This window comes from Candidatus Nealsonbacteria bacterium (assembly GCA_019923605.1).
Taxonomy (GTDB): Bacteria; Patescibacteriota; Minisyncoccia; order Minisyncoccales; family CSSED10-335; genus JAHXGM01.
On the sequence record JAHXGM010000001.1, the window covers coordinates 44,465 to 70,075 of the forward strand.

General features: G+C 33.6%; 27 protein-coding genes, 3 tRNA genes and 1 other annotated feature. Of the genes, 21 read left to right on the forward strand and 9 right to left on the reverse strand.

What is annotated here, in order from left to right; all coding sequences use genetic code 11:
• Nucleotides 1-17 precede the first annotated feature (17 nt).
• The 4 genes from KY054_00330 to gatB all read left to right on the forward strand — a co-directional run bounded on the left by KY054_00330 (nt 18) and on the right by gatB (nt 3,497).
• Nucleotides 18-722 carry a thymidylate kinase gene (locus tag KY054_00330; GenBank protein MBZ1356208.1) on the forward strand — a complete coding sequence of 235 codons (705 nt, stop codon included), beginning with the start codon at nt 18-20 and terminating at the stop codon, nt 720-722.
• A complete protein-coding gene (gene folA, locus KY054_00335) occupies nt 719-1,207 on the forward strand; it encodes a type 3 dihydrofolate reductase (GenBank protein ID MBZ1356209.1) in 489 nt (162 codons plus the stop codon). Before KY054_00330 ends, folA begins: the two co-directional genes overlap by 4 nt.
• Before the next feature lie 139 nt (nt 1,208-1,346).
• Nucleotides 1,347-2,015 (forward strand): deoxyribose-phosphate aldolase, encoded by a 669-nt coding sequence (deoC, locus tag KY054_00340; GenBank protein ID MBZ1356210.1) that lies wholly within the window; start codon nt 1,347-1,349, stop codon nt 2,013-2,015.
• 6 nt (nt 2,016-2,021) lie between these two features.
• Nucleotides 2,022-3,497 (forward strand): Asp-tRNA(Asn)/Glu-tRNA(Gln) amidotransferase subunit GatB, encoded by a 1,476-nt coding sequence (gatB, locus tag KY054_00345; protein MBZ1356211.1) that lies wholly within the window; start codon nt 2,022-2,024, stop codon nt 3,495-3,497.
• Nucleotides 3,498-3,722: 225 nt separating this feature from the next.
• Here gatB and KY054_00350 read toward each other — a convergent pair whose 3' ends face one another.
• The 7 genes from KY054_00350 to KY054_00380 form a co-directional block, all read right to left on the reverse strand.
• Nucleotides 3,723-4,436: a nucleotidyl transferase AbiEii/AbiGii toxin family protein gene (locus tag KY054_00350; GenBank protein MBZ1356212.1), complete on the reverse strand. Its 714-nt coding sequence runs from the start codon at nt 4,434-4,436 to the stop codon at nt 3,723-3,725.
• On the reverse strand, nt 4,426-4,998 hold the full coding sequence (locus KY054_00355; GenBank protein ID MBZ1356213.1) for a hypothetical protein: 573 nt from the start codon (nt 4,996-4,998) through the stop codon (nt 4,426-4,428). The genes KY054_00350 and KY054_00355 overlap by 11 nt, the downstream gene beginning before the upstream one ends.
• Before the next feature lie 110 nt (nt 4,999-5,108).
• Complete coding sequence (gene miaA / locus KY054_00360) at nt 5,109-6,011, reverse strand: tRNA (adenosine(37)-N6)-dimethylallyltransferase MiaA (GenBank protein ID MBZ1356214.1); 903 nt, start codon at nt 6,009-6,011, stop codon at nt 5,109-5,111.
• A complete protein-coding gene (gene miaB / locus KY054_00365; GenBank protein ID MBZ1356215.1) occupies nt 5,981-7,231 on the reverse strand; it encodes a tRNA (N6-isopentenyl adenosine(37)-C2)-methylthiotransferase MiaB in 1,251 nt (416 codons plus the stop codon). Before miaB ends, miaA begins: the two co-directional genes overlap by 31 nt.
• Before the next feature lie 2 nt (nt 7,232-7,233).
• Nucleotides 7,234-8,841 carry a hypothetical protein gene (locus KY054_00370; protein MBZ1356216.1) on the reverse strand — a complete coding sequence of 536 codons (1,608 nt, stop codon included), beginning with the start codon at nt 8,839-8,841 and terminating at the stop codon, nt 7,234-7,236.
• Between the two features lie 8 nt (nt 8,842-8,849).
• A complete protein-coding gene (locus KY054_00375) occupies nt 8,850-12,017 on the reverse strand; it encodes a DNA polymerase III subunit alpha (protein MBZ1356217.1) in 3,168 nt (1,055 codons plus the stop codon).
• A gap of 28 nt (nt 12,018-12,045) precedes the next feature.
• The gene (locus KY054_00380; protein MBZ1356218.1) at nt 12,046-12,723 is read right to left on the reverse strand and encodes a hypothetical protein; all 678 of its coding nucleotides are present in this window, start codon (nt 12,721-12,723) and stop codon (nt 12,046-12,048) included.
• 80 nt (nt 12,724-12,803) lie between these two features.
• Between KY054_00380 and KY054_00385 the strand changes: the two genes are divergently transcribed.
• The 17 genes from KY054_00385 to rplL all read left to right on the forward strand — a co-directional run bounded on the left by KY054_00385 (nt 12,804) and on the right by rplL (nt 22,972).
• Complete coding sequence (locus tag KY054_00385) at nt 12,804-13,424, forward strand: ribonuclease HII (GenBank protein MBZ1356219.1); 621 nt, start codon at nt 12,804-12,806, stop codon at nt 13,422-13,424.
• A 75-nt stretch (nt 13,425-13,499) separates the two neighbouring features.
• On the forward strand, nt 13,500-13,775 hold the full coding sequence (gene rpmF / locus KY054_00390; protein MBZ1356220.1) for a 50S ribosomal protein L32: 276 nt from the start codon (nt 13,500-13,502) through the stop codon (nt 13,773-13,775).
• 15 nt (nt 13,776-13,790) lie between these two features.
• Complete coding sequence (gene nusB, locus KY054_00395) at nt 13,791-14,234, forward strand: transcription antitermination factor NusB (GenBank protein MBZ1356221.1); 444 nt, start codon at nt 13,791-13,793, stop codon at nt 14,232-14,234.
• Between the two features lie 2 nt (nt 14,235-14,236).
• Complete coding sequence (gene rnc / locus KY054_00400; GenBank protein ID MBZ1356222.1) at nt 14,237-14,938, forward strand: ribonuclease III; 702 nt, start codon at nt 14,237-14,239, stop codon at nt 14,936-14,938.
• Nucleotides 14,939-14,957: 19 nt separating this feature from the next.
• Nucleotides 14,958-15,317: a 30S ribosomal protein S16 gene (gene rpsP / locus KY054_00405; protein ID MBZ1356223.1), complete on the forward strand. Its 360-nt coding sequence runs from the start codon at nt 14,958-14,960 to the stop codon at nt 15,315-15,317.
• Nucleotides 15,318-15,431: 114 nt separating this feature from the next.
• Nucleotides 15,432-15,746, forward strand: coding sequence for a KH domain-containing protein (locus KY054_00410; GenBank protein ID MBZ1356224.1), 315 nt, complete (start codon nt 15,432-15,434; stop codon nt 15,744-15,746).
• A gap of 60 nt (nt 15,747-15,806) precedes the next feature.
• Entirely contained in the window at nt 15,807-16,532 is a 726-nt protein-coding gene (gene trmD, locus KY054_00415; protein MBZ1356225.1) for a tRNA (guanosine(37)-N1)-methyltransferase TrmD, read from the forward strand.
• A gap of 24 nt (nt 16,533-16,556) precedes the next feature.
• Nucleotides 16,557-19,271 (forward strand): HAD-IC family P-type ATPase, encoded by a 2,715-nt coding sequence (locus tag KY054_00420; GenBank protein ID MBZ1356226.1) that lies wholly within the window; start codon nt 16,557-16,559, stop codon nt 19,269-19,271.
• A gap of 27 nt (nt 19,272-19,298) precedes the next feature.
• A tRNA-Tyr gene (locus tag KY054_00425) sits at nt 19,299-19,381 on the forward strand.
• Nucleotides 19,382-19,396: 15 nt separating this feature from the next.
• A tRNA-Thr gene (locus KY054_00430) sits at nt 19,397-19,468 on the forward strand.
• 19 nt (nt 19,469-19,487) lie between these two features.
• Nucleotides 19,488-19,661: a 50S ribosomal protein L33 gene (rpmG, locus tag KY054_00435; GenBank protein MBZ1356227.1), complete on the forward strand. Its 174-nt coding sequence runs from the start codon at nt 19,488-19,490 to the stop codon at nt 19,659-19,661.
• 6 nt (nt 19,662-19,667) lie between these two features.
• A tRNA-Trp gene (locus KY054_00440) sits at nt 19,668-19,739 on the forward strand.
• A 10-nt stretch (nt 19,740-19,749) separates the two neighbouring features.
• The gene (gene def, locus KY054_00445) at nt 19,750-20,229 is read left to right on the forward strand and encodes a peptide deformylase (GenBank protein ID MBZ1356228.1); all 480 of its coding nucleotides are present in this window, start codon (nt 19,750-19,752) and stop codon (nt 20,227-20,229) included.
• A gap of 69 nt (nt 20,230-20,298) precedes the next feature.
• On the forward strand, nt 20,299-21,306 hold the full coding sequence (gene mltG / locus KY054_00450; GenBank protein MBZ1356229.1) for an endolytic transglycosylase MltG: 1,008 nt from the start codon (nt 20,299-20,301) through the stop codon (nt 21,304-21,306).
• A gap of 2 nt (nt 21,307-21,308) precedes the next feature.
• Nucleotides 21,309-21,827 (forward strand): DJ-1/PfpI family protein, encoded by a 519-nt coding sequence (locus KY054_00455; GenBank protein MBZ1356230.1) that lies wholly within the window; start codon nt 21,309-21,311, stop codon nt 21,825-21,827.
• 9 nt (nt 21,828-21,836) lie between these two features.
• Nucleotides 21,837-21,968 (forward strand) — a sequence feature (ribosomal protein L10 leader region).
• Nucleotides 21,969-21,976: 8 nt separating this feature from the next.
• Complete coding sequence (gene rplJ / locus KY054_00460) at nt 21,977-22,495, forward strand: 50S ribosomal protein L10 (protein ID MBZ1356231.1); 519 nt, start codon at nt 21,977-21,979, stop codon at nt 22,493-22,495.
• 51 nt (nt 22,496-22,546) lie between these two features.
• Entirely contained in the window at nt 22,547-22,972 is a 426-nt protein-coding gene (gene rplL / locus KY054_00465; GenBank protein ID MBZ1356232.1) for a 50S ribosomal protein L7/L12, read from the forward strand.
• On the opposite strand, the gene KY054_00470 is transcribed toward rplL, so the two are convergent.
• Nucleotides 22,964-24,874, reverse strand: coding sequence for a hypothetical protein (locus tag KY054_00470; GenBank protein ID MBZ1356233.1), 1,911 nt, complete (start codon nt 24,872-24,874; stop codon nt 22,964-22,966). The genes rplL and KY054_00470 overlap by 9 nt on opposite strands.
• A 577-nt stretch (nt 24,875-25,451) precedes the next feature.
• Entirely contained in the window at nt 25,452-25,601 is a 150-nt protein-coding gene (locus tag KY054_00475; GenBank protein MBZ1356234.1) for a hypothetical protein, read from the reverse strand.
• Between the last annotated feature and the right edge of the window lie 10 nt (nt 25,602-25,611).

Consider the following 25,611-nt stretch of genomic DNA (forward strand, 5'->3'; position numbering starts at 1 on the left):
AAAGTGTCAAATTAAACATGAATAAAAAATCTGGAAAATTTATAGTTTTTGAAGGGCCTGATGGTTCAGGTAAGGCAACTCAAGCTCGTCTTTTAGCAACAGCCCTAAAGAATGAAGGGTATCAGGTTAAAGAAATAGATTTTCCGCAGTATGGGCACAAGTCCGCCGGTCTTGTGGAAAATTATTTGAGTGGAAACTATGGTTTAGCCGAAGAAGTGGGCCCTTACAGGGCTTCTATATTTTATGCTTGTGATAGATATGACGCATCTTTTATTCTTAAGAAGTGGATTGAAGAAGGCAATATTGTTATTGCAGATAGATACACTTCATCAAGTGCTGCTCATCAGGGGGGTAAAATAGGGGATAGTATGGAAAGGAAAAAATATCTTGATTGGCTATATAATCTTGAGTATGGTATCTTTGGAATACCTAAGCCAGATATTACCTTAATACTTAAAACTTCCGTTGAACTTTCTTATAAGCTTTCACTTAAAAATGAAGAGGATAAAAAAAAGAAGAAAGTTTCTCATCTTGGTAAAAAGGGGAGAGATATTCACGAAGAAGATTTTAATCATTTAGAGAACGCTTTTAATACTTATCTTTATTTGGCTCGGGAATATCCCAACGATTTTAAATTAATAGAATGTATTGATAATGGTGAATTAATGCCTGCCTTGGAAATACATAATAAAATTAAAAATATTATAGATAAAGAATTATGAAAATATCAATTATCGCTGCTATAGGAAAAAATAATGTAATTGGAGTTGATAACGGCTTGCCCTGGAATCTTCCGGCTGACATAAATCATTTCAAAAAAATGACCATCAATAAACCAGTTATTATGGGTCATAAAACATTTGAATCTATTGGAAAGCCATTGCCTAGTCGAGAAAATATAATATTGACCCTAGACAAGGATTTCGCACCAGAAGGATGTTTGGTGGCTTATTCAATAGAAGAGGCCTTAAAATTGGCAGGAGATGTCAAAGAGGTAATGATTATCGGAGGCGTTTCGATTTATAAGCAGTTTTTATCTTTTGCCGACAAGATGTATCTCACTTTGATTGATGGAGAGTTTGCGGGAGATGCTTTCTTCCCGGAATTTAATAAAAATGAATGGCAAGAGGTGGCAAGAGAAGATAATGAAGCGGATGAAATAAATCATTATAACTATTCCTTTATAACACTAGAAAGGAAAAAATAAATATTTTAAGACTTAAAAGATGACTCGAGACTCTTTTTCTTTTTTTTGAAAAATGTTAAAGTTAATAAAAGATTTTTAAAAAATAATCATTGAAATTTAAAACAGGCATATTTGTTTGTGAATAGATTTCAAGATCGTTATGTCAAAAATAGCTAAAGCAATAGATCATACGGATATAAGAAAAGAAGCCAAGTTAACTGATATTAAAAAGGCTTGCAATGAGGCTAAGGAGTATGGTTTCCATGGGGTTTGCGTTAATCCTGAATGGACTAGCCTTGTTAGTAAAGAACTAGAAGGAACAGATGTGAAAACCGTTATATTAATAGATCCTCCAATGGGGTTGTCATCACACTCAGAAAGGCTAAAAGTTTGTAATCAGGCCAAAAAAGATGGAGCTGATGAATTAGATATTGTAATGAATATCATCGACATGAAGTATGAAAGATATGATAAGATTTTAAAAGACTTAACACCTCTTTGTAAATTACTACCGACCAAAGTAATCATCGGTTCAGGATTCTTAACTGATGAAGAAATTGAAAAAGCTTCAAAACTAGTTAAAAAGGCTGGTGCTTTTTGCGTTAAAACTGCAACATCAAAGGACCCGTTAGAGAATCGTGAAATGAAAGAGAAAGCACATCATATCAGATTAATGAAAAAGAATGCGCCTGGGTTAGTGATTAAGGCTTCCGGAAATATTAGAACATTGCAAGATATCAGGAAAATGATGAATGCCGGTGCAGACATAGTTGGTACTAAGAGTGGTGTTCAAATAATGAAGGAATTAAATAAAGGAAAAAAGAAGTAATCTATAATGAAATATGAGCCAACGATCGGTTTGGAAGTGCATATAGAGCTTAATACTAGCTCGAAGATGTTCTGCTCATGCTTCAATGACTCAGAAGCCAAAGAGCCAAACATTAATATTTGCCCGGTATGTACTGGACACCCGGGTACTCTTCCGGTTATTAATAAATCCGCCATTGATAAAATAATAAAAACTGGTCTGGCTTTAAATTGCACAATACCAGATTATTCTAATTTTGACAGAAAAAATTATTTCTATCCAGATCTTCCTAAGGGTTATCAGATAAGTCAAAATGAAAACCCATTTTGTCTAAAAGGATTTCTTGAGATAGACGGAAAGAGGGTAGGCATTACCAGAATACATCTTGAAGAAGATGCTGGTAAATTAATACATCCTTTGGGTAGCAATCATTCTTTGGTTGATTTTAATAGAGCGGGAGTTCCATTAATGGAACTAGTAACTGAGCCAGATATTAAGTCTGCGCAAGAGGCAAAGAAATTTGTTGAAGAGCTAAGATTGATAATGAGATACCTTGGCGTTTCTAATGCTGACATGGAGAAGGGGGAATTAAGAGTTGATGCAAATATATCACTAGCATTACCAGGTGCAGAATTAGGGACTAGGGCTGAAATAAAAAACCTTAATTCCTTTAGGTTTATTGAGAGAGCGATTGAATATGAAATAAAAAGACAAGCAGATATTTTAGACGAAGGCGACAAGATAATACAGCAAACAAGGGGTTGGGATGAAAACAAACAAGAGACTGTTTCTCAAAGAGAAAAGGAGGGATCTCATGATTATAGGTATTTCCCTGAACCAGACTTACCAGTAATTCATATTAAAAAACCTTTCATCAATTTAGAAATAATTAAATCAGCTATTCCCGAGCTTCCAAGTCAAAGACGCAAGAGATTTAAGAGTGAGTATGAGCTCACAGACAGAGAGATTGATTATTTGATATTTGATAAGGATTTAGCTAATTATTACGAAAAAGTAACAAGTGAGTTGTTAAACAGGATAAAAGAGGTTGATTCAAAAGACGTTTCTGAAAAGAAAGAAGAGTTTAAACTTTATCGTATTGCCGCTAATTATCTTTTAACCGATCTTCAGGGGTTATTGAATGGGATGAGCGTTGTAAGCGAGGATTTCCTTATAGATCCGGAGAATTTTGCTGAATTCATCTGCATGGTTTATAAGGGCAGTATATCAAGTAGCATCGCAAAAAAGGTTATTAGGGAAATGTTTGAGACTGGAGGAGATCCATCAAATATCGTTACTGAGAAGGGGTTGACCGAGCTTAAGGATGAGTCTGAGATAGAGGTTATTATTCAGGAAGTTATATCTTCTAATACAAAGGCAGTTCAGGATTATAAAAATGGAAAAGAAGCTTCTTTTAAGTTTCTTGTTGGTCAGGTTATGACTAAGTCAAAGGGTAGGGCAAATCCTCAAGCAGTAGACAATATACTAAAAAAGATTATTTAATTTTACATACAAGAAAACCACCCTTGATGGGTGGTTTTTGTTGATAAAATATCTGGTTAAAAATTCTCTTTTGATAATCTTCCAGAAGGTCTATTTTGCCATTAGTCTGGGGTCGACAAGGCCTGGTGTAAATATGTTTGATACCTAGTCTTCTCATTTCTTTTTCTTTCTGTTCTGCCCTTTAATGTTCTATAAAATTAAAATATCGCAAATGTAATCTTTTTTCTATTTCAACACCGAAATATAGTTCTTCAGCATAAAAATAGTATCAGCTTTCAAATGTTTTTTAATCCACTCTTTTTCTTTTTCGCCACCGACTAATTCTCCCAATCCCTGGAGCATCTGACTACCTTTTCTTTTCTCTATGAACAAAAAACATTCTTCTAAGTATTCTTTGACTGATTTGCCAGTTTTTCTCTCAATTAATTCTTTATTAATATCCCAATTATTTTTAGCAAAATAGTGAATATCATAAATATCTCGCATAGCAGTTTCTTTGCGATGAATCAGTGCAAATAACTTACTAGAAAACAAATAATCCTTTCTAGCGACAAACATTGGGATGCCTAGATGCTCTCTTATTTCATAATACTCTTTGATATTTCCCATCAACTCTTTGGTGCTAATTTCAATCTTTATATTATGTTCATTATCACCATAAGAAAGCAGAGCAAACAATGTAAATTTTTTAATATATTGGTTCTTAATATCCCCATATTTACTCAATATATCAATAATCTTTTCAAATACTATTTTTTCATTCTCTTTCTCCTTTGAAAGAAGATCAAAATCTAAATCAACCGAAAATCTTGATAAGTTGTAAAAAAAGTAGGCACAGGTTCCTCCCTTAAGTCCTAAAAGAGGACTAATAGAAACATCAGAATAAAAATCTCTTAGAATTTTTCCCATAATTAGCTGGTGTTTTTCTCTATTTAGCATGTTCTTTTTGATATTTACCCAGACGCTTTACTAACTGTTTGTTATTATAAACTTTTACTATTTCAATACATCTTTCCCAATTTATTGAATTTAAGTTGTCAAAATAATAGCCTGGAAATAAATAAAGCATATCTAAAAATGCCCTTTCTTTGGTAGCAATACCATAATTACTCTTATTAATAATTCCTGTTGGATTAAACAAAATATCCTCTTTTAATTTTCTAAAAGTAAAAAAACTTTTATCTATTTTTTTTGACAGAGAGTACGGACCAGCAACAAAAATTGTATCGTAATGTTGAAAGATAACACCATTTTCTCGAAGAACAGTTTCAAAGCTGATATAAGAGGGGGTATAAATACTGACCGCTAGTTCTTTTACATCAAAGTTTTTATCTTTTGCAAAAACTCCTCTAGTCATCCTAATCAACGCTTTTTGTTTCACATAATATGAAATCTTAGAGTACAAATTTGCTTTATCATTTATCTGCCAAATTAAAGCCAGATCCTTGTTGGTTAAGATCGTCTTAGGAGATTGATATAATTTCGCTATTAAGCTGTCCATGTTAATTTATCTAATGGAACTAATAATTTATCACAGTTCCATTGTATATTATTGGAAAGTTTTGTCAAATTACAAATAAGAAGATAAATAAGATTAATTCTTAGCTTTTTTTACATAAAACTATTAACAATATCTTTTGACTCTTTGAAATTTTTCACCCAATAAATTCGCTGATCATTTTTCCACCAATTCATTTGTTTTTTACTAAACTTGATAGTATCTCTTAAAAGATTTTCTTTCATTTCTTCATAAGATATTTTATTCTGTAGATATTTTGCAATCCATTCATACTCAAGTCCAAACGACTCAAGTCTTTTCCAAGAAAGACCCGAGGATCTTAATTCTTTAACCTCCTTTATCATCCCTTGGTCTAGTCTAAGTTCCAATCTTTTTTTAATAGCTTTGTCTAAATCTTTTTGATTCTTTTTGATTCCTATGAATAGTGTATTATAGGCAGGATTTTCTTTTACTGAAGGTACTGGTTTTTTTGTTTTTATGACTATCTCTATGGCCCTTATTAATCTTCTGGGATTATCTTTTTCTATATTTTTAGCTCTTTGAGGATCAATAGATTTAAGGAGTTGATAAAGTTCTTCAGTACTTTTCTTGCTCAGTTTTTCTCTGAGTTTCCAGTCAGGCGTTACTTTGGGTATAATTACTCCATCGGTAATGGATTTGATATAGAAACCACTTCCGCCACATAGAATTGGTAGTTTACCTCTTTCTATTATTTGACCTATCTTTTGATAGGCTATTTTTTGATATTGAGCAACACTAAACTTCCTTTTTGGACTGGCAACGTCTAAGAGGTGGTGTGAGATTCCTTTTGTTTCCTTTTTAGTTATTTTTCCGCTTCCAATATCTAGCCCCTTATAGACTTGTCTTGAGTCAGCGGAAATTATTTCGCCATTATATTGATTGGCAATCTTAACAGCCAAGCTACTCTTGCCTGAGGCGGTCGGTCCGATTATTACAATTAACTTTAGTTTGTCAGATCTCCCTCGAGTCCCCATGATAAAGATTTATTAACTTTTATTTTAACAAAATTACCCACTAGAGATCTTGGGCCTTTTACTTTTATACTCTTATATTCTTTTGTTTTTCCAATAATAAATCCATCTTTTTCTTTTTCTATTAAAGCTTCTACGGTCTTATTAATTAGAAATTTATTTCTTTGCTGGTTGTTCTTCATTAAAATTTCATTTATTATCGTCCAGCGCCTCTCTTTTTCAACATTAGAAATATCATCTTTTAATTTAAACGATGGTGTTCCTGGGCGAGGGGAGTACTTTGAAATGTAGGCCATATCATATGGGATTTCTCTGAAAAGATCTGCGGTTTTTTGAAATTGTTCTTCTGTTTCTTTTGGGAAACCAACGATAACATCAGTTGATAAAGTTAGGTCGGGCAGTTCTTTTTTTATTTTTTGAACGAATTTCTTATAATCAGATATTTTGTAAGGCCTATTCATTCTTTCCAATATTTCATCATCTCCAGATTGAACCGGAAGATGTAGGTATTTGGTAATTTTTTCAGAACCTTTGATAATTTCAATAAGTTCGTCAGAAAAATCTTTAGGATGAGAGCTTGTAAAACGAATCCAGAAATTACCAGGAACTTTTTCTACTTCCTTAATTAGTTGGCAGAAATTAACTTCTTTTCCTTTAGAGTCCTTTCCTTTGTATGAATTAACATTTTGTCCTAATAACCAAACTTCTTTATTTCCTTTTTCATTAGCAAGGCGAACTTCTTCTATGATGTCGTCTAGTGGTCTTGATAATTCTCTTCCTCTGGTATAGGGGACAACGCAATAGCTACAAAAGTTATTACAGCCAGTCATAATTGGTATCAAGGCCGTTAATCCTCCTTGATTTTTTGGTTTGATTTTAAAGTAATTATCAAGATCCTTCTTGTTTAGTCCGTCAATTATTTCTGGCCAAGCCAGAAGGTCTTTTGTGTCTAAAATTAAATCAGCTTTCTTAGATAGTTTTTTACCATCTCTTTTTAGTATACATCCGGTGACAATAACTTTTCCGTTTTTAATATTTTCAATTTGACCATAAATTCTATTTACAGCCGATTGTCTGATTGAACATGAATTTATAACTACAAGGTCAGCATTATACTTGTCTTCAACAAAAGAATAGCCCATGTCTTCAAGGACAGAGCTAATTCTCTCACTGTCAGAATGATTAGTCTGACAGCCATAGGTAATAATGTGATATTTTTTCATGCCTATAGTTTTTCTTTCTTTTCTTTAAGGAAGTAGCGCCATTGCTCAATAAATTCAACGAAAATTGAGTATGGCATATCAAGGAGGGCGTTAAATAGGGTAGAGAGTAGATTATATCTTTTCCATCTTATTGTAAGCCATCTTCCCAGATGTATTATAGGAAGGGCAAAGAAATCTACTAGAGTGTCAAGGAAAGTATCTCTTTCTTCAACCATCTGAAGGGCTCTTGCCTTTTGCCTTATTTTAGTCCCTGCGAAAGCGATTAAGGAGAGGAAAGTTATAAATATTGGATAAGAAAAGGGAGGGAAGTTTATTTTATTAAGTCCCCAAACTATAACTCCAATAGATGCAAGGGTACTAAGTAAATATACAGCAGTTATTATGAGTCCAAATATCGGCCCCCTTTTTCTGAAAGACTTAATGTCATAAGTTTCTTTCTTTTCTCTCTCGTAAGCTATTTTTATAGTTTCCATGATAACTTTCTCTATATTTCCTTTTGGCGGATCCTTTACGGTTAATGCCAAAAAGGCCATGAGCATTGTTGGAACAAAGATATTGACTAGGGTAGAGGTCATTGTGAATTGGCCAAAATATCTAGTCAGTTGTATTTCTATAGTAAATAGGAATAATATATCTGTTATAAAAATAGAGATAATTGAATAGAAAGCAGCTCTTCTGATTTTAATTCTAAGATTCTTAACTCTTTTATTATATTTTTCTTTAATTAAGGATTCTAATTTTTTAGGATCCATCATTTTTTCTTCGGCTCCTAATGGGTCTTCGGAAATAATATCATCAAGTATAAAATAGGGCGTATTATATCTTTGACAGATATTGTTTATCTTTCCTGCTAAAGGGTGATTAAGATTAGCGTCTATTCCATTTTTAATATCGTATATCCCAGAAGCAACAATATTAATATATTCGGGAGATAAATTGGACCAATTTGGGAATTTATATTTTATTAAGTGATAACTAATGACTGAATAATCAAGGTCAAATAAAGCTTTTTGGATACTTACGAAAATTTGAATATTTTTTTCCTCTTCTGATATTTGCTGATCCTTACTTAATTTTATTTTAGTCTTCATCTGCTCGTACATATGCTCCATCAGAGCCCTTTCTTTTATAGAAGGTGATAGTATTTCTTCAATCTCGCAAGCAGCTATTGATGAAATCCATTGATATAGGTTTAAGCGTGAATCATTTTTATCGGCTGGGCTGTTATTAAGAATTTGAATATATTTGTCTATTACTCTTTGGACTTCTTTTATCTTCAGTTCTTCAATTGAATTATTTGGAAAATGACCAGATCTGATTAGCTCCAAAACAAGAGGTTCAGCGGATATATATATTTTAATAAACTCTCCCGCACTGAGATTTATATGTGGTAGCATTCTTCTTCGTAGATTTCGCTCAATGACACCTTTTTTAAGAAGATGCTCTTCTTTCCAGTCAATAAACTCTCTTATTTTTTCATAAAAAGCAGCTACTCGTGAAGCGACTTCATCAACATGAATGGTTGTGATACCTTCTTTTGGCTCTAATGAATAGTGCCACTTTTTGTATTGCTCAATGAGCTTTTTTGTTTGTTTGGATATTTCAGACATATCTTTTTTTAATTTTCCAATATTTCTTCCGCTTGGTCACAAATTATTTTTGGAGCGCCATCTCTATGATCTATTTTGCCGGTTATAAAGGCAATCTTATTTTCTTCAAATACAGAAAGATTTTTTTTCATAGTAGTTGAGAAAACTATAATCTCAATTTTATCAGTCAAATCTTCAAGGCTGACAAAAAGCATTGGTTTACCAGATTTTGTAATTATTTTTTTAACTCCAGAAATAATTCCACCAACTCTAATCTTTTGTCCAGATATTGATTTCTTGGCATCAACTAAGGATGTTGATCCTTTTCCTAGCACAGCTCGGAAATCATCTAGGGGATGGCTGGTTACAAAAAGACCAAGTAATTCCTTTTCCCATCTTAGCTTATCGCTTCTTAAAGCCAATGGCGCATTTTCTAGATTAATTTCTTCTTTACTAAAACTACTTTTAGCGAAAAGGGTAGATTGACCATTCAATTTATTCTTATTTAACTCTCTGGCTCTTTCAAGAATAATATTGATATTAGATAATATTTTATTCCTGTCCATCATCGAATCAAAAACTCCAGCCTTAGTTAAGTTCTCAAGAGACTTTTTGTTTAAATTTTTAGTTTTAACTCTATTAATAAAATCATTCAATGATTTAAAGTGACCATTCTTTTTTCTTTCCTTAACTATTGCTTCCGTAATCGCCATCCCAACATTTTTAATTGCCGCAAGACCAAAGCGAATCTGTTTTTTGTTTGGAACCACACTGAAGAATACATAGCTTTCATTTATGTCAGGAGGGAGTACTTCAATCTTCATTCTTTTGCATTCCTCGATAAGGAAAGAAATTCTTTCAATATCTTTTCTATCTGAAGTTAGAAGAGATGACATAAATTCACAAGGGTAATGCGTCTTAAGGTATGCTGTTTGGTAAGCGATAGTGGCATATCCTGCCGAGTGGCTTTTATTGAAACCATAGCTAGCAAAGGGCATTATCCATTCCCATACTTGTTTAGCGACTTCTTTTTGTACACCATTTTCTGTAGCACCATCAATGAACTTGTCTTTTTGTTTCATCAAGAGCTCTCTGTTTTTTTTACCCATCGCCTTTCTTAATACATCAGCTTCAGCCAATGAAAAGCCTGCAAGATCTTGAGCAATTCTCATTATTTGTTCTTGATAGATGGGGATAGAATATGTTTTTTCAAGTATTGGTTTTAATTTAGGATGGATATATTCAACTCTTTTTTCTTTATTTTTTCTTGCGATATAGTCAGGGATCAGCTCCATTGGACCGGGCCGATACAAAGCTAATATAGCAATAATATCTTCAAATTCAGTTGGTTTTAATTGTTTTAAATATCTTTGCATTCCTCCCGATTCTAATTGAAAAATACCAATGGTTTCTCCTTTCTTTAGAATGTCATAGGTCTTTTTATTATCTAGAGGAATTTTTCCTATATTAATTTTTTCTCCTCTTATGACATATATCTTCGCTAAAGTATCTTCAATGATAGTCAGGTTTTTAAGTCCCAAAAAATCCATTTTAAGCAATCCAAGACTTTCAATTGATTTCATTTCATATTGAGTGACAATGCCATCTTCATTTTGACTGGGGTGTTGTAACGGAACAATTTCGTCTAATGGATCCTTAGAGATTACCACTCCACAGGCATGAGTAGAGGCATGTCTTGCCACACCTTCTAGTTTCTTGGCTATATCGATTAGTTCTTTTGCTTTGGAATCATTATCGTAGAGTTCTTTAAACTCAGAAACATTTTCCAATGTTTCAGATAGTGATAATCCAAAGGGGACCATTTTAGCCATTAAATCACAGTATAAATATGAATAATTAAGGGCTCTTCCCACATCTCTTATTACAGCTCGAGCAGCCATTGTTCCAAAAGTAATAATTTGAGCGACTTTATCGTGTCCGTATTTATCAGCAACATAGTGGATTACCTCATCTCTTCTTCTATCGGCAAAATCAAGATCAATATCAGGCATTGATATTCTTTCTGGATTTAAAAATCTTTCAAATAGTAGATCATATTTAAGCGGATCTATATCAGTAATATTTAGTAAATAGGCGACTAATGATCCTCCTACCGATCCTCTTCCTGGCCCCACTATTATTTTATTATTCTTAGCCCAATTAACTAAGTCTTGGACAATTAGGAAGTATGAAGCAAAGCCGGTTTTTTTAATAACTTCTAATTCATAATCAAGTCTTTCCATTACTTTTTCGGGAAGATGTTCTTCGCATTTACCTTTCATTCCTTCTAGGCAAAGCTCTCTAAGATATTCATTGTATTCTTTTTTTTCAGGAAGGGGGAATGATGGTAATTTTGTTTCGTCAAATTTGAATTCAAAATTACATAGGTCTTTTATTTTCTGTGTATTCTTAATTGCTTCGGGAACATCTTTAAAATTATCTGCCATTTCTTCGGGTGACTTAACCGAGAAGTCGTTGTCTTTCATGGTTAATCTTTCCGGATCATTTAATTTCGCACCAGTATTTATTAACATCAAAACATCTTGAGCTTCTAAGTCTTCTTTTCTTAGATAGTGGCAATCATTTGTAGCAACAAGAGGTATCCCGGTTCTTTTTGATATTTCTATTAATCCTTTATTAGCGATTACTTGTTCTTTTATATTAGGATGACTTTGTAGTTCAAGATAAAAGTTTCCTTTTCCGAATATTCTTTGATATTTTAAAGCGGTTTCTTCTGCTTCTTTAATTTTGTTATTAATTACTAGTCGGGGAATTTTTCCTTGTATGCAAGCTGAGAGTGCGATAAGGCCTTCGGAATGTTTTTCCAATAAATCTTCATCGGCACGAGGTTTATAGTAATATCCTTCGAGATTAGCTTTACTAACTAATTTTACTAAGTTTTGATAACCCTTATCATTTTTAACTAACAAAACCAAATGATGTCTTTTGTCATCAATATTGGGTCTTTTTTGGTCCATGGATTCTAAGGCCACATAGACTTCACAGCCTATTATCGGCTTGACCCCTTTTTCTTTAGCTTTCTTAACAAATTCAACGGCTCCGTATAGGACGCCGTGATCAGTTAGGGCGATTGAATCCATGCCCGATTCTTTTACATAGTCTAAAAGTTCATCAATTTTTGATAAACCATCTAGCAGAGAATAATGTGAGTGAACATGTAGGTGAGTAAAATCCATAATTTTTAGCGTAGCGTTTTTCTAACAACTAATCAATTATTCTGTTATATTCCAATCCTTCAAATATTATCTCACCTTTTATGCGACTCTCTTTCATAATCAGGGTTTCTCCTATTTTTGCATTAAAAAGATTGAAATAACCCCAAAGATTCATTTTTTGAAAATCAGCAAGCCCTGAAATATAGGCCCATTCAAGATCAATTCCTTTTCCAATTTCTGCTTCTTGAAGAAAGAGGTCTCCGCAAACAGTACCACTATAAGTTTCCATGCTTATAATCTTTATTCCATTTAATTTTAATAAACCCTTTATCGTTGATTTATTTAAACTCAAAAATCCTTGGATATTTGATTTTTCAAAGCTTAGGTCGTTTTCGACTTGACCTTTGACTATGTTAAGAGAATTTTTAATTGTAACCTTAGTTCCCGAGATACTGCCAGATACCTTTACTTCTCCGAGATAGAGAGTGTTATTAACTACTGCTCCATCAAGAATTAGGTCTCCATTTATGGAAGTTTTTCCAAGATAAACACTTCCCAAGAAGACTGAATTTTTAAAATTGAGCCCACACTTTATCTCTCTATTGGATAGATTCAATTCTTGGATGGTCTTATATGAAAAATCTGCATCGCGTTTTTCAAATTCAGCCTCTCTTATCTCTTTTTCAGTATCTTGTTGTAATATTACTTTTTGTTGAAATTCTTTCATTATAAGCGAAGCGTATATAATATTTATAGTGTAGACTATTTCTGTATTATAGGTTAATATTGGCAAAAAAGGAAGATGTTATGAATGATAATTTTTGCTTTGAAAAAAGCTTGATGAAAAACAGAAGTGATGTTGTTGTGGGGCTGGATGAGGTGGGGAGAGGTTCATTGGCTGGCCCAGTAGTCGCGGCAGCTGTTTTCATTAGGGATTTTTCTATTTTCAAGGGATTAGATATTCGGGATTCAAAAAGAATGTCTGAAATTAAAAGAGAAAAGTTTTACAGTTCATTTATTAATCATCCTGCGATAGGATGGGGGATAGGATCTATTTCGCATACAGAAATAGATAGGGTTAATATATTGAATGCTACTAAAATGGCGATGAGAGAGGCATTACATAACCTTGAAAAGAAAGAATCCCTAAAAGCTCGGCAATTGGTTATAGATGGTAATTTTGGCTTGGATACTAGATTAACTGAACATTTGATTATAAAAGGAGACGAAACCATTTTGTCTTGTAAAATCGCAAGTATTATTGCAAAAGTGTTTCGTGACAGGTATATGGTTGATTGTTCAAAAGATTATTTAGAATATAGATTTGATAAAAACAAGGGGTATGGAACAAGGGATCAGATAGAAGTAATAAAAAGAATTGGCTTTTGTGATATTCATAGAAGAAGTTTTAGTGTAAAGATATTGTAAAAATAGATTTTCTATGATAGTATTCCTTGCAACTTTAATACTTGGAAGTGATTATAAAATTATTTAAATTGAATTATGGCCGTACCAAAAAAGCGTCATACTAAATCCAGACGCGATAAACGAAGGATGCACATCTTTCTTACAAAACCAGGACTTGGAACTTGTCAGAAGTGTGGGAAAGAAACTATGCCTCATAGAATCTGCGCTAATTGCGGATACTATAAAGGCAGGGAAGTGATAGATGTTTTGAAAAAATTAGATAGGAAGGAAAAGAAGCTTAAGAAAAAAGAAATCCAAGACGGTAAAAAAGTAAAAAAGGATTTGAGCATGGAAGAATTGTCCAAAAAATAACCAAGTTGCTCTTTTATGGCATCCAGGCACTTATCACGATCAATAGTTCTGCAATCTCTCTATGAATGGGATTTTTATGGCAAAAAAGATGGTAACTTAGAGCAGTTTGTAGAAAGAAATGTGGAAGAATTTGGACCGGGTTTAGAAGAGAAAAAGTTTGTCGGCGATCTTGTTAAGGGGGTAACAGAGAATTTAGAGAGGATAGATGATATTATAAAGATAGTTGCACCTGAATGGCCCATAGATCAGATTGCAATGGTTGATAGGAATATTTTAAGGATTGGACTCTTTGAACTTATATTCGGGAATCAAGATGAGGTCCCACCAAAAGTAGCAATAAATGAATCTGTCGAGTTAGCGAAAAACTTTGGAGGAGAGAGTTCGGGAAGATTTGTAAACGGAGTATTAGGAACAGTTTATAGGGAAATGAAAGAGGAAATAGATGATAATCAGAAATAACCATGAAGGACTTTTCTAACCTTGAAGAAAGAATAGGAATTAATTTTAAGAATAGGGATCTTTTAGCTCAAGCGCTTTGTCATAGATCTTATCTAAACGAAAATCCTAATTTCTATTTAGGACATAATGAGAGGTTAGAATTTTTAGGAGACGCTGTTTTAGAACTTGTCGTTACCGAAAGCTTGTACATTCAGTATCCCAAAAAAACTGAAGGAGAATTAACTAGCTGGAGAGCGGCATTAGTTAATACAAAAATATTATTTGAAGTTAGTAAAAAATTAGGTCTTAGCGAATTCCTTTTGCTTTCAAAGGGAGAATCAAAATCAGCTGGAAGAACCAAACAATCAATCCTAGCGAATACTTTTGAAGCCTTGATTGGAGCTATCTATCTTGACGGGGGATATGATTTATGTAAAAAATTCACTGAGAGCCATTTGATGCCTAGATTAACTGAGATTATAAAATTAGGACTTTTCAAAGATGCAAAGTCTAAGTTGCAAGAAGAATCTCAGAGTAGAGAATCCATTACCCCTTGTTACAAGGTTTTAGAAGAATGGGGACCAGATCACAAGAAAACATTTAGAGTGGGAGTTTTCATAGGAGATGATCTCATAGCAGAGGGTAAGGGATTATCAAAACAAGAAGGAGAAGAAGAGGCAGCCAAGAATGCTCTAATAGTAAAGAGATGGCATAACAATAATTAATTATTTTAAATTAAAAGAAATGATTACCATAAGATTCCTGAGAATAGGGAAAAAGAAACAACCGGTTTTTAAGATTGTAGTTACAGATAAAAAGAATCCACCAACAGCGGGTAGATTTATTGATGAAGTTGGTTTCCATAATCCCATTACAAAGGAAAACAGAATTGATAAAGATAAGGTTTTACACTGGATTAGTAAGGGAGCAAAACCATCAGACACTGTTCGTAATCTTTTAATAAAAGGGGGAATCATTCAAGGGCAGAAAGCTCCTAAACACAAAATAGTAGAGAAGAAAGAAAAGTTAGTTCAAGAAAAGCCCGAAATTAAAAAAGAGGAAGTAGTTATTGAAGAAAAAGAAGCAGAGTCTATCAGTAGTTGACTTTTTTTTAAAAAATATTAATACTAAGCTAGTAGCTTTCAATTACTTAATGTTTTAAGTATTGGAAGGTCGAGCTACTATGCGATTGGATGAAATTTAAAAACAGGGATTACTATGACGAACCAAACTCCCGATCAAGACTTCCTTGAATACATTGTGAAAGCTTTAGTTGATCATCCAGGTGATGTTAAAGTTAATCGCAAGGTAGATGAGATGGGCGTATTACTATCTCTTATGGTGAACCCCAAAGATATGGGTCAAATCATCGGAAGGGCTGGAACAACCGCCAAAGCGATTAGAAACCTGGTGAGGATAATTGGCTTAAAGAATCAAGCAAGAGTGAACTTGAAAATAGAGGAACCAGTTGGTGGGCAAGCCAGTGAGCCAGTTCCATCTTCTAGTACCAATTTGGAGGATTTAAATCTTTAAAAAGTTTTACAAAGACTGCGGAGCCGTGCTATATTATTAGTACGGCTTCTTTTTTTGAAGATGAATTTTGAAGTAATAACAATATTTCCCAATATATTCACCTCTTATAAAGAGGAGAGTTTAATATTGCGAGCGAGGAAAAAAAAGATTATTGATATTAATATTTATAATTTAAGAAGTTGGTCAGACGATAAGCATAAGACCGTTGATGATAAGCCTTTTGGGGGAGGATTAGGAATGGTAATGAAAGTAGATCCTATATTCAAAGCAGTTTCTGATATTAAGAAAGGAAAAAAATCTAAAGTGATTGTTTTTTCTCCTCGGGGAGAAAAGTTTAATCAATCTATGGCTCACGAATTTTCAAAATTAGATCAGTTAGTTATGGTCTGTGGTAGATATGAGGGAATTGATGAAAGAGTTTTAGACAATGTGGCTGATAAAGTAGTTTCAGTAGGAGATTATATTTTGATGGGAGGGGAATTGCCAGCCATGATAGTGATTGAAACAGTTTCTCGTCTTGTTCCGGGAGTTATAGGAAAAGATGAATTCTTAGGAGAAAGATTGAGAAATAAGGGTAAGAGTTTTATTGAATATCCTCATTATACTCGTCCGGCTATTTTTGAACCTGGTAAAGCCTTAAAAAATATAGGTAAAAAGGAAATTAAGATAAGGGGGAAGAAAATAAGTTCATCATCAAAATTAAAATGGCAGGCTTCCGAAGATCTTCTTCTGGGCGATCATAAGAAAATTGATAAATGGCGTAAGGAGAAGGGAGTAATTTTTTAAACAAACAATTAAAATAATTTAAAGATGAATAAAGAAAACATTGAAATAAATTACCATGCAAGATCTATAGATGAAGTTTTTGAAATTTTTTCATCTAATAAGAATGGCCTTTCAGAAAAAGAAGCAAACAAACGATTGGAGGAATTCGGTCCCAATGAAATATCTAAAAAGGAGGGGACTCATCCATTTTTTATATTCCTAAAACAGTTTCATAGTATTCTAATTTATATTCTTCTTTTTGCTGCTGCCTTGACCTGGTATTACGAAAAGATGATAGATACTTACGTAATATTGTTCATAGTCGTTGTAAATTCCATTATGGGATTTATACAAGAATATAGAGCCGAGAAAGCTGTTCAGGCATTAAGCCAAATGGTTGTTTTATCGGCTAAAGTTTATCGAGACGGGGTGTTTAAAAAAATAGATTCAAAGCTTTTGGTTCCAGGAGATATTATTGAAGTTGGGGAGGGGGATCGAATACCTGTTGATGCCAGGATCTTTGAATTAAAGAATTTTCGTACCGTTGAATCATCCTTAACGGGTGAATCAAATCCAACCAATAAAAAGATTGATGTATTGGACGCAGGAGTTTCCCTAGCAGATAGGAGTAATATGATTTGGATGGGAACTTTTGTGGCCGGAGGTCAATGTAGGGCTATTGTGGTTAGTACTGGAGAAGAAACTGCATTTGGCTCTATAGCAAAAGATATTGGAGTTATAAAAAAAGAAAGAAGCCACTTTGAAAAAAAGACTAGTATCCTTGCAAAGCAAATGGGAATAATAGCTATAATTGGGGCTATTATTACTTTTATAGTCGGGTTTTATATTAAAGGTATTGAACTTGAAGAAATATTATTCTTTACAATCGCATCTTTAGTATCGGGCATACCGGAAGGATTACCAGCCATTCTTATTATGGTTTTAGCGTTAGGGACGACCAGAATGGCTAAAAAGAATGTGATTATCCGTAGACTTCCGGCCGCTGAAACGCTTGGCGTGACGACCGTTATTATGACTGATAAAACCGGAACCCTTACAAGAAATACAATGAATGTAAGAGAGATATTTTTTGTTAAAGAAGATAATGTTGAAGTTACAGGTAATGGATGGGAACCAAAAGGAAGTTTTTGTCGAGATGCATGTAACTTGTCGCCACTTGAAGAGCCGGTTTTAGACAGATTACTTCACATTTCAGCAATTTGTAATAATGCAAAATTAATCCAGGAAGATTCTCGGTACAAGATTATAGGAGACCCGACGGAGGGGTCCCTAGTAGTTTTGGCTGAAAAAGCAGGATTGAAAGGTGATGCTATGGGTGAAAAAAAGATAGATGATATGCCGTTTAGTTCAGAATTAAAGTATAGGGCATCGTTAGTATCAATGATTAGAAGCGATAGTAAGGAGGAGTTGTATGCAGTTGGTGCCCCAGAATCAATTTTAGAAAGATCAACTCACTATTTATCAAAGGATGGTAAAATAAAATTAACAGAAAAAGAAAGGAAAATTATTTCAAAAAAGATAGAAGAAATGACCAGTAAGGCCATGAGGACTATCGCTATGTCATACAAGGTTCTTCCTTTAAAGCATGGTTCTCTTACTGATAAATTAGTCAACGAAATGGTCTTTGTGGGAGTTGTTGGAATTATTGATCCCCCGAGAGAAGAGGCAAGGGAATCGGTATTTAAAGCTAGAAATGCTGGAATTAGAGTTATTATGACAACAGGAGATCACAAGGGTACTGCTCTTGCAATAGCAAAGGAAGTGGGTATTGCTGATGAGGGATCAGAGGCTTTTTCAGAGCCTGAACTTTTAGAAATGTCAGATAAGCAATTTAAGAAAGTAGTTAGTGATGTTAATGTTTTTTCTCGCTTAACTCCATCGATGAAATTAAAAATTGCTGAGATACTTCAAGAAAAAGGTGAGATTGTTGCTATGACTGGAGACGGAGTTAACGACGCTCCATCGCTTAAAAAAGCAGACATAGGCATTTCAATGGGTATTACAGGAACTGATGTAGCCAGAGAATCTAGTGAAATTATTTTAGCAGATGATAATTTTGCATCAATTATAAATGCTATTGAAGAGGGTCGAATAATTTTCATTAATACTCGACAGGCTAGCACTTTCCTTATTACAACTAGTTTCGCTCAATATGCGACATTAATCGCGGCTTTACTTCTTTTTAGTTTTGAAGGACAAGCATTACTACCGCTTTTACCAACTCAGATTCTTTGGCTTAATTTAGTGACAGGTGGAGTCGCAGGATTTACTTTAGCTTCTGAGCCCGGACACGGCGATGTTTTAGATGGTCCTCCGCGAAAAAAGAATGAGAATATATTATCAAAAGAGATTATTCCTTTTTTGATTATGTTGACGATAATAATGACAACTATTACCTTGTCATTCTTTTCTTATCATTTAAATATTAATGGAGACATTAATAAAGCTAGAACAGCAGCCTTTCTGGCTATAGCGTCTACTCAGTTATTTAATGTATTGAATATGCGATCGATGACTCAGTCAATTTTTGAGATCGGCCTTTTTTCTAACAAATATCTTGCTTATTCCTTGGGATCTACAATAATTCTTCAGGTAATTGCTATATATTACCTACAGCCAATTTTTAATTTTGGGGCTTTAGGATACCAAGAGGTCATTCCTATAGTATTAGCTTCTTCGTTAGTTTTGTGGGCTGGTGAGATTTATAAGAAGATTCGATACAAGGTTATTGAAAAATAATTTTTTTGTGTTAATATAACCCCGTTCGGGTAGGTGGCAGAGTGGACAATCGCTCTTGGCTGTAAACCAAGCGCCTTCGGGCTACGGGGGTTCGAATCCCTCCCTACCCACAATACTTTGGGGGCGCCGAGATAGCTCAGTGGTAGAGCACTTCCATGGTAAGGAAGGGGTCCCGGGTTCAAATCCCGGTCTCGGCTCAAGATAAAAAACAATATTATGGCTACAAAAACAAAGAAAAAATCATACGTAAAATTTCAGTGTTCTATATGCAAAAGAATTAATTATCTTCTTAAGAAATCAAAGGGAACAGTTCCTGATTCAAAACTAGAACTTAAGAAGTTTTGCAAGTGGTGCCGTGCTCATAAAGATCATAAGGAAACTAAGAAATAGTAAAACGGGGGTGTGGTGTCAATGGTAGCACAACGGTCTCCAAAACCGTTAGTCTAGGTTCGAATCCTTGCACCCCCGCTCTTTATATATGACTTTAGATATTAAAAAAGATCTAAAATTCCTAAGAAAGAAATCTGAAGAAGTTAAGGAAGTTAATGAAGAGGTGAAGTCCCTTATTTCTGATATGATGGAGACAATGATTGAAAATAATGGAATAGGCCTTGCTGCTCCTCAAGTCGGACACTTTAAAAGAATTATTTTAATTCAATTTGATGAAGAGATTTTGTCTTTGATAAATCCTGTTATTATAAAAAAAGGGATAGAAACAGATGTGATGGAAGAGGGTTGTCTTAGTGTCCCGGAGTATTACCAGCCTGTTAGAAGAGCCACTAAGTTAAGCGTGAAGGGGTGGGGAAAAGAAGGTCAGAGAATTGAGTTGAACCTAAAGGGAATGGAAGCTAGAATCTTTCAACACGAATTAGATCATTTAAACGGTGTTATAATAATTGATCACCTTCCGTTAAAAGAGAAGATAAAAAGATTTATAACTGCGTCTTGTAAAAAATAGGGATAGAGAAATAATACAGAAATATCCGTCTTTGATGTATCTAAGGAATTTTGGATATATTTTTAAAAAATGAAGAAAAAAATAATCATTTTAATAGCTATATTTGGGGTGTTGTTATTGTTTGTGTCTCTTTGGGTTTATTCATCTGTCTATATAGCAACAGGAATTAATTCTCAAGAAATAATCTTTACCATTCCCCACGGAGAAAGCTGGAGAGTTATTAGTAGGAGATTAGAGGAAAGCGGAATTATCAAGAATTCATTATTTTTTAATCTTTATCTCTTTGTTTCTGGTGATTATGGTAGCCTTCAAGCTGGTACATATCTAATAGGGCCAAAATTAACCATACCGGATATTGTCAAAAAGATTTCTTCGGGCGATGTTCATCAGAGAAGAATAACCATAATTGAAGGATGGAAGATAACAGATATGGCCAAATATCTAAGCGAACTTGGCATTGCCGATAAAAAATTATTTCTTGAATTAGCGAATTCACCTCATCTTTTCAAAGAGAAGTACTCTTTTATAACCGAAGATCTAGATAATTTATCTTTAGAAGGATATCTTTTCCCTGACACTTATTTGATTCCTTACGGATCCACTGAAAGAGAGATAATAGAAATGATGTTATCTAATTTTGACAAAAAGATAACCGCCGAATTAAGGTCAGCAATAGCTAGTCAAAATAAGTCAATATTTGATATTATTATTATGGCTTCCCTTATTGAAAAAGAGGTAAGGACTTATGAGGATATGCGGAAAGTTTCTGGATTGCTTTGGAGAAGGCTAGAAATCGGAATGCCTTTACAGGTTGATGCGACAATTGCTTTTATTACCGGCAAGAATACAACAAGGATATCAATTCAAGAAACTAGAATTGATTCTCCATATAACACTTATCTTCATAGAGGACTTCCCATCGCTCCAATATCTAATCCTGGTATTAATAGTATAAAGGCAGCCATTTACCCAGATCCAAATGAATACCTTTTTTATCTTTCAAAACCAGACGGAGAAACGGTTTTTAGCAGAAACTTAGAAGAGCACAATATTGCTAAAAATAAATATTTAAGATGATTATGAAAATAGTTTTTGTTATTTCTTTTCAAGACTTTAGAGACGAAGAATATTTTGTTCCAAAAGAAATATTAAAATCAAAAGGATTTAGAATAATGACCGTAAGCAGTGAGACTGGTAAAGCTATAGGTGCTGATGGGGGAGAAGTAACTATAAATAAAAAGATTAAAGATCTTAATATTGAAAAGATTGATGCATTAGTTTTTGTTGGTGGTCCAGGATGTTTAAAGCATTTAGATAATGAAGATTCTTATCAATTAATTCAGGAAGCTCATTCTAAGAACAAATTAATAGCAGCAATATGTATTAGCCCTGTTATTTTGGCCAAAGCAGGGGTCTTAGAGGGTAAGAAGGCGACTGTTTGGTCAAAGCCATTAGATAAGAGTGCTATTGATATATTGGAGGAAAACGGAGCTATATTTGAAGATAGCGGTGTTGTTCTAGACGATAATATTATTACTTCTAAAGGTCCTGATTTTGCTAAAGATTTTGGCTTGAAAATATTTGAGGCATTGACATAAACAGTGGAAGAAGTTAGTATGTAAATACCGTAGACAAGAGGTTTCCTTCGGGAAATAAATCCTCTCGAGGTAAGTAATTCAATATTAATTTTGTAATTTCTTATTTGTCTGCGGGTTTCTCGCAGTTTTTTATTATTAACCATTAAAATATGCCTTTAACCAAAAAAAGAAAAGAGGAGATCATAAAAGATTTAGAGGAGAAGATAGATAGGCAAAAAGCAGCGGTCTTTATTAACTTTAAAGGGCTTAAAGCAGGCGATTTCGTGGGACTTAGATCCGAGTTAAAAAGTAAAGACTCAAATATTACAGTCGCGAAGAAGAGCTTAGCTAATATAGCTTTTAAGAATAAGGGGATAGAGATTGATTTGAGTAATATCAAAGATGAGCTTGGAATTGTTTTTGGGTTTGTTGATGAAATTATTCCAGCTAAAGTTATTCACAATCTTTCCAATTCAAAGCCGGAGATTAAGATTATTGGTGGAATAATAGAGAAAGAGTTAAGGACAGGGGAGGATATGGTAGCACTTGCTAAGTTACCATCAAGAGAAGAAATCCTTGTAAGAGTTGTTAGAGGAATTCAAGCACCAGTATCGGGGTTTGTTAATGTCCTTCAAGGAAACATCAGAGGTTTAGTTTACGCACTTGGTGCAATAAGAGATAATAAATAATTAATATTTAGATCCTTGGGAAATATAATCACAAGGTGATAATAAAAAAATATGACAGAAGAAAAAAAAGATGAAAAGAAAGTTGAAGTTCCCGCTAAGTTTGAAAAAATAGTTGGGGAGATTGAAAAGATGTCAGTTCTTGATCTTTCTGAGCTAGTAAAAGTGTTAGAAGAAAAGTTTGGTGTATCAGCATCTGCTCCAATGGTTGCTGCAGTAGCTGCTCCAGCCGTAGATGGTGGTGCTGAAGCTGAAGAAAAGAGTGAGTATGATGTTGTTCTAAAGGGAATTGGAGAAAAGAAAATTGAAGTTATTAAAGTAGTAAGAGACCTTACCGGAAAGGGACTAAAAGAAGCGAAAGACCTTGTTGACGAAGCAGTAAGTGCTCCTCAAGTTATCGCAGAAGCAGTTAAGAAAGAAGATGCTGAAGAGATGAAGAAGAAATTTGAAGCTGCTGGTGCTCAAATAGAATTAAAATAGTTCTATTTTAAAAACTTCCATATTGTTTAAGAGATAAATTTCTTTTCCGTTTAAAGAAACCGTGAAGTGAGTTAAATTATTAAATTTATCACTCTGGACTTGTTTAACAATATCACCCCTTTTGTTCGTTACAATAATTCTATTATGAGCGGGCTCCAAGAGGTAGATGTAGGGCAAATTAGAGAAGGTAAATATTTGTGAGATACTTTTAGGGAATGGATAAATGTTGAGATTAAAATTTTTATTGAAACTTCCGGCATAATATCTCCAGATAGTATTATCTTTATTTAAAATCCAGACGTACCCATCAACCGACATTGATTTAATGTCGGTCGGTTTTTTTGTATAAGAGCTAATCCAGTTTTGAGGGGATGAAGATACTCCTTGATATCTAATTACTTCTTTAGTTTCTGAGTCTAGAAAGTACATATTTGGTCCAAAGGATGAGAAATTAACCAATTCTATTTTGGGCGAACTTATTTTCAAAGAAGCTAAATGGTTTAGATTTTCATTTCTTAAAACAAAAAGATCGTTTGGTTTTGAGAAGAATACAAGCTGATTACTTACAATGGAAGCAGAGTCTATTCCTCTTTCTCCCTCAAGTTCTGTTGATAAATTTCTTCTTTCATTATTAGATAAGTCAATTTCAACTATTTCTTTAGAAAAGGGTGTAAAGAGATATAGTTTATTCCTATAGTGAATTATCTTTTGGGGCACAAAGTCTCGGAGTTCAAACCTGTGAACAAGTTCAGGGTCTTCAATTTGAGTCAGCATGCTCAATTCCTTCAGATATTCTTCAATTTCTAGCTTCAGATTATTAGCTTCCGGATGTGAAAAGTCTGATAATTCTTTTAGGGAATCCCTTAGAAGAGAAAAGGCTTCATCTCTTCTGTTTAAGGATGTTAGTCTTTGAGCTTCTTTAATATTTGATTTAATAATATTTTCAATAATTAAATCCCCATCTCTTATTCTTGACGTTTCTTCTTTTTGAAATATGAGAGCACCCATAATTAGGATAATTATTAAGATTAATAATAGTACTAATCCCTTCTTTTTGTTATCACCCATATCTATTCTTGGAAAATTTATCTTAGGTATATTTATTTTTGCCACCACTTTCTTCCTTCTTTCTTTTTTTGAAAATAATTTTATCACCGAAGAATGAACTTCTTTCATTGAAAAATCAACTTCTTTTTCCGGTTTGCTTTTTGAAATCTTTCCATTGGGGGCACCCTTGGTATCTAATAAGAAAAAAGCACCAGATATTTTTAGGAAGTCTTTTTTTATGGATCCAACTAATTCTTCAACTATTTTTTTATCTAAAAATGGGAAGTTGGATAATTCCTTAATTAATCCTTTCTTTTCAAAAAAATCATAAACATCTTTTGTCAGAACTGATACCCTGTCTCCCTTATTTATCCTTCCCGAAACTATATTTTCAAAAACTATTGGGCGAGCATATTCGCTTCCTTGGTCTTTTTTTTCATCTATTTCCCTACTTAATTCAATAACTTCATGGTACTTTATTAAGTTGATCTTAATATCACCGATTTTTGTTATATTAACCTCATTATCACGAAGCGTTATTATTGATAAATTGAGGTTTCCGAGCCAATTAACATTATTCTTTGATATTTCATTAGTCAAAAAATCATTCACTTTTTTGAGTGATTTCCTTAGTGCTTCTTCTGAAGAGATTGATTCGGTCGAATAGTAGGTTTTTTTGATAATCTTTATTATTTCAGTCAACAAACTATCAATTCCTGGTAAAGAGTTTCGTAATTCTCCAAGAATATAAAGATCTCCCAGATTTTTTTCAGGTTCCTTTTTGGGTTGATAAGATAAAGTTTCTATCCTACGATCTTTTATTCTTGGATTAAATTGAAATTCAAATATTTGCATAGTTTCAACGATTGCTATTATAATCTTTTTACTAGAATTAGACAAATAGCCCTTTTATTTTATTTCGTATATTAGGTCGGAGCAAAGTAGAAATATCAGTTAGCTGATAATTTAGACCAGTTCTTTCCTTGACTCCGTCCATACTGTCTCCAAGGATAATCAGGAGCAGGTCTGTCTTGTATCTATTTACTGGCAATATTTTAAGTATGCACCACTTTGACCCTGACTGTCATTTCTGCTTTGCTGGTACTGATATTTCTCCTTTGCTCCGACACCGGAATCAATATCTTTTTTGACCAAGAAAAATTGACCCGATGCCAGAAATTAGATCGTCCCTTAAGGTCTCTCAAGGGCCTAGGATTGATTAAAGTGAGCTTCCTATTAGAAAAGGAGAGGGGAGACCGAAGAGCAGATATAATAAGCCTCTGTCTCAAGAAAAGTTAGGAATATGAAAAGATTACATATATTTATTGGTGAAAAGGTTTAGGAGGAATATCTTAGAGAATTCACTGATTTTTCTATAATTAAGTAAAGATAAAACCCCGTAAATTTTACGGGGTTTTATCTTTTAATTTTTTTACTCTTCGTCGTCGACGCCTAAATCTTTATCTTCATCGTCGTCATCTTCATCGTCGTCATCTTCGAAGTCATCTTCTTCAAAGTCATCACTAATCACTTCTTCTTCATCTTCACTTACAAACGAATTTAATTCTTTATCAAGAATCATATTTTTTTAT